Origin of the sequence: Arsenophonus endosymbiont of Bemisia tabaci Q2 (assembly GCF_902713415.1) — a bacterium.
Classification (GTDB): Bacteria; Pseudomonadota; Gammaproteobacteria; order Enterobacterales; family Enterobacteriaceae; genus Arsenophonus.
The window spans coordinates 1-4,151 of the sequence record NZ_CACTIE010000174.1 but is presented as its reverse complement, the minus strand read 5'-3'; the positions used below and the strand labels follow the sequence as shown (position 1 = coordinate 4,151).

The following is a 4,151-nucleotide window of genomic DNA, read 5'->3' as shown; positions in this document are numbered from 1 at the left end:
GTTGCATTATCCATCATGATTACACTGTTTTTAGGAAGTATAGCTAAAACGGGATTTGAACCGCCAGTAAGCTTGGCAAAGGGGATAGAAAATACCGTTCAGTTTGAGTTTAAAAAATCATTAGATTAATAAAAAATTCTGTTTGCTTAATTGGGCACAATTGAAATCGTTAACAGTGACAACGATTGTGTTAGAATACAGTAGTTATTGTTGAGGGCTGTATGTTAAACATCGTTTTATTTGAACCTGAAATTCCACCGAATACTGGTAATATTATTCGTCTATGCGCGAATACCGGCTGTCAGTTACATCTCATTGAACCATTGGGTTTTACCTGGGACGATAAACGGTTACGGCGGGCAGGGTTAGATTATCATGAGTTTGCCAATATTCAGCGTCATCATGATTATTTTGCTTTTCTAACTAGTATTGCTTTGTCCAAAGCGCATTTTCAGACAGCATCTGCTAACCGTTTGTTTGCTTTGACAACCAAAGGAACACCAAGTCATAGTAGTGTGGCATATCGGCCGGGCGATTATTTAATGTTTGCGCCGGAGACCCGCGGTTTACCTGCATATGTTCTTGATGAGTTATCAAGCAGTCAAAAGATCCGTATCCCAATGTTAGCAGATAGCCGCAGTATGAATTTGTCCAATTCTGTTGCAGTGGTGGTATTTGAAGGATGGCGCCAGTTGGATTACTCGGGTGCACTGTTGCGTGAGTAATTTTATTCACCACAGGTTGATGGCATGGTTAGATACCCTCACCAAAACCATGGATTGAATTGCTAAAGTTTTGATCCATATCTAGTGAAGGTTTTTTGCTGTTCGGTGTTCCCACTTTGCCCGCTGGTACTTCTGCCACGGTAGTATGAGGTGGTAAAAAGTGTAGCACTACTGAACCCGCGCCAGTTTTAGCGCCCTTACCAATTTCTATATTGCCTAAAATTTTTTCTCCCGCCCCGCTCATCACCCCTTCACGAACTTTAGGATGACGATCTCCACCTGTTTTGCCGGTTCCACCAAGGGTGACTGATTGCAATATCGAAACGTCATTTTCAACTACCGCCGTTTCGCCTATAACGATACCCTGTTGCGTGATCAAGCATAATACCGTACCCAATACTAGCTGCGGGATGGATATCAACCCCAAAAGAGACAGATATTTGGCTTTGCAGATAAGTTGCTAATGCCGTGCGATCCACTTTCCATAGCCAGTGGCCGATACGATAAGCCTGTAAAGCATGAAAGCCCTTTAAATATAATAACGGGACTGAATATTTGTCGACTGCCGGATCACGTTGCATGATGGCTTTTAGATCACGAGCGGCATAAGCGATCATTTGTTTATCATTTTTATAAGCATTTTAAATAATCTCTCGAACGGCAATCGCTGGCATAATCGGGGTAGCTAACTTGTTTGCCAGGATATAACTTAACGCATTACCAAGATTATCATGTTTAAGTAATGTCGCATGAAAAAAGCTGGCTAATATTGGTTCACAGTTGGCTAAAATTTCACCCTCTTGCTTTATTATCGTCCAAATTTCCTCAAGTTGCTGTCGAGACATATTCACACTCTACTATTTTTAATGATCAAGAAGCACGTGTATCATTAGTCTCGTCTTTGGTTGCGCGGCTAAGTAATGTATTTGCTGCTTCGAGTACATTTTTATTACCGTACAGAACCTGATAGATTTGCTCGGTAATTGGCATTTCTACACCAACACGTTGCGCTAATGCACGGACTTCTTTGGTATTTAAGTAACCTTCAACCACCTGACCAATTTGCTTTTCAGCTTCTTTAGTCTGCATCCCTTGGCCAAGCAACATGCCAAAGCGACGATTACGCGATTCGTTGTCGGTACAAGTCAAAACCAAATCACCTAAACCAGCCATTCCCATAAATGTAGAGGATTTAGCACCCATAGCGATGCCTAAGCGGCTGATTTCAGCTAATCCTCGGGTGATCAACGCTGTGCGAGCATTGGCGCCAAATCCGATACCATCGGACATGCCGGCACCAATCGCAATGACATTTTTGACCACACCACCTAACTGCACACCGATCATATCTGGATTTTTATAAACTCGAAAACTTTTACCGCAATGAAAAAGTTGCTGTAGCTCTTCACTAAATTCTGCATTAGAAGCGGTTACCGCAATAGCAGTCGGTAAGCCGGCAGCCAGTTCTTTGGCAAAAGTTGGGCCGGAAAGAACAGCTAGCTGAATTTTATCTCCGAGCGTTTCGCGGGCAACGTCTTGTAATAGGCGTCCAGTCCCGTGTTCAAGCCCTTTTGTTGCCCAAATAATGCGTGAGTTTTGCGTTAAGTAAGGTTGAATATTTTGCAAAACTTGATTAAATGCATGGCTTGGAACGACGATCAATATATTGTGGCTTCCGGTTATTGCCGTTTTGAGGGAAACTTCAGGTAACAAATTGTCTGGGAATGGAACGTCGGGCAAAAATGCTTGGTTGCAGTGCTCTTGTTGTAATTTTTTAATGTGCTGAGGATCATGTCCCCAAAGCAGAACACCGTGGCCATTACGGGCAAGTGTGATGGCTAATGCGGTGCCATAAGAGCCGGCACCGATAACTGTCATCGAAACAGTGTTCATTAAGCTTCCTGATGATCTGCCCAATTTTCAGTTTCGGCAGTATGCTGTTGTTGTAGATAGTTCATAAATAATGCATCAAAGTTAACAGGTGCTAAGTTTAGTTGAGGAAAAGTTCCACGGCTAACTAAATTGCTAATACATTCACGCGCATAGGGAAATAAAATATTTGGGCAATAAGCGCCCAAACAATGAGCCATTTGGGTTTCTTCGATACCATCAATAGAGAAAATGCCGGCTTGTTGCACTTCGCACAGGAAAGCGGTTTCTTCAGCGACGCTGGCGGTAACGGTGACCCGTAAGATAACTTCATAAACATGTTCAGCTAATTCACTAGACGAGGTGTCTAAATCTAATTTGACTTCTGGTTGCCACTCTTGCTGAAAAATATTTGGGGCACTTGGTGTTTCAAATGAGATATCTTTAGTATAAATTCGTTGGATCTGGAATACCATCTCTTCATGACTTTGTTCTGACATAATGTTAATTACCTTTTAAATTTCCTTATGATATTGAATTGTATAAACATAATTTCTGATGTATCCGATGAATTACTTTTTGCCGCGGGCTAGAGGTAAATTTTCGCTAGACCAGCCGGTAATTCCTTCTTTTAGAATAAAGACACGTTCAAAACCATATTGCACCAGTTGTTCAGCAGGTTTAGATGCTTCCATGCCATTTGCTGAGACAACAATAATGGGTTTTTGCTTATGTTTTTCCAATTCTCCGATATTATTGTCTTTAATTTCTGATGGCGTCAGGTTAATTGAATCAATAATGTGTCCTTTACGAAAATCGTCACGGGAACGTAAATCGATACTGATCGCTTCTTCTTTATTAATCAATTGTATCGCTTGGGCACGAGTGATATTTTTTGTTTTAGCGAACAAACCCTTAAAGGTTAAGATAATTACAGCGATAAGCAAAGCGATCCAGGCCAGACTGAGTATTCGATGTCGGCTAATAAATTGCATGATTTCTTGCATCATGTGGGTTAATTACTCCCGTAGTTAGTAACAGATAGATCTAGGCTGCAAAGTATACCTTTGTCGCTGCGCAATTACAGCCAATTTGCAAAATTGACTAGGTTTTTTTGCAAATTAGTGTTCATACCGGCGATATTTTCCAGCGATATCAGTTAATTGATACCACTAAAAAAGTAGCTGAATGAAAGTAATATTAATAATAACTTATAGTTATTTTATAATTTGTTGTATATTTGTTGTATAAATGAAGAAATTAAGTTTTTTTCAGTATTATGCTAAAAGAAGCAGAAATGTTTACTAATTATATTAATTGTCAATAATTTTAAGTGATATTGTTTCAGGATGCTGAACTAAGATGAACAATACCAGCCGATATGGTTTAATGCTAATCTTTTTGGCTCTACTAAACAGAGTAGTGGTTAAGTCGTTACTCTGTGTCTCGCTATTTCTGATAGCTAAGCGACTTAATTTTGATTACAAAATATATGTTTTTCTCCAATATAAATTTACTGATATAGAGTAATTACTTGTAATCATTTTAAAGTCGCCC

5 protein-coding genes and 1 pseudogene are annotated in these 4,151 nt (G+C 39.9%); 2 read left to right on the top strand and 4 right to left on the bottom strand.

The window, feature by feature from the left end:
* Positions 1-221 precede the first annotated feature (221 nt).
* On the top strand, positions 222-725 hold the full coding sequence (trmL, locus tag ARSQ2_RS09225; protein ID WP_181995117.1) for a tRNA (uridine(34)/cytosine(34)/5-carboxymethylaminomethyluridine(34)-2'-O)-methyltransferase TrmL: 504 nt from the start codon (positions 222-224) through the stop codon (positions 723-725).
* Positions 726-753: 28 nt separating this feature from the next.
* Here trmL and cysE read toward each other — a convergent pair.
* From cysE to ARSQ2_RS09205, 4 genes and pseudogenes are all read right to left on the bottom strand, one after another.
* Positions 754-1,570 (bottom strand): annotated as a pseudogene (cysE, locus tag ARSQ2_RS09220) (serine O-acetyltransferase).
* 25 nt (positions 1,571-1,595) lie between these two features.
* Positions 1,596-2,618 (bottom strand): NAD(P)H-dependent glycerol-3-phosphate dehydrogenase, encoded by a 1,023-nt coding sequence (gene gpsA, locus ARSQ2_RS09215; RefSeq protein WP_181995116.1) that lies wholly within the window; start codon positions 2,616-2,618, stop codon positions 1,596-1,598.
* Complete coding sequence (gene secB, locus ARSQ2_RS09210) at positions 2,618-3,094, bottom strand: protein-export chaperone SecB (protein ID WP_181995115.1); 477 nt, start codon at positions 3,092-3,094, stop codon at positions 2,618-2,620. The genes gpsA and secB overlap by 1 nt, the downstream gene beginning before the upstream one ends.
* 72 nt (positions 3,095-3,166) lie before the next feature.
* On the bottom strand, positions 3,167-3,604 hold the full coding sequence (locus tag ARSQ2_RS09205) for a rhodanese-like domain-containing protein (protein WP_181995114.1): 438 nt from the start codon (positions 3,602-3,604) through the stop codon (positions 3,167-3,169).
* Positions 3,605-3,983: 379 nt separating this feature from the next.
* Between ARSQ2_RS09205 and ARSQ2_RS09200 the strand changes: the two genes are divergently transcribed.
* Positions 3,984-4,124 carry a hypothetical protein gene (locus ARSQ2_RS09200; RefSeq protein ID WP_181995113.1) on the top strand — a complete coding sequence of 47 codons (141 nt, stop codon included), beginning with the start codon at positions 3,984-3,986 and terminating at the stop codon, positions 4,122-4,124.
* The last annotated feature ends 27 nt before the right edge of the window (positions 4,125-4,151 follow it).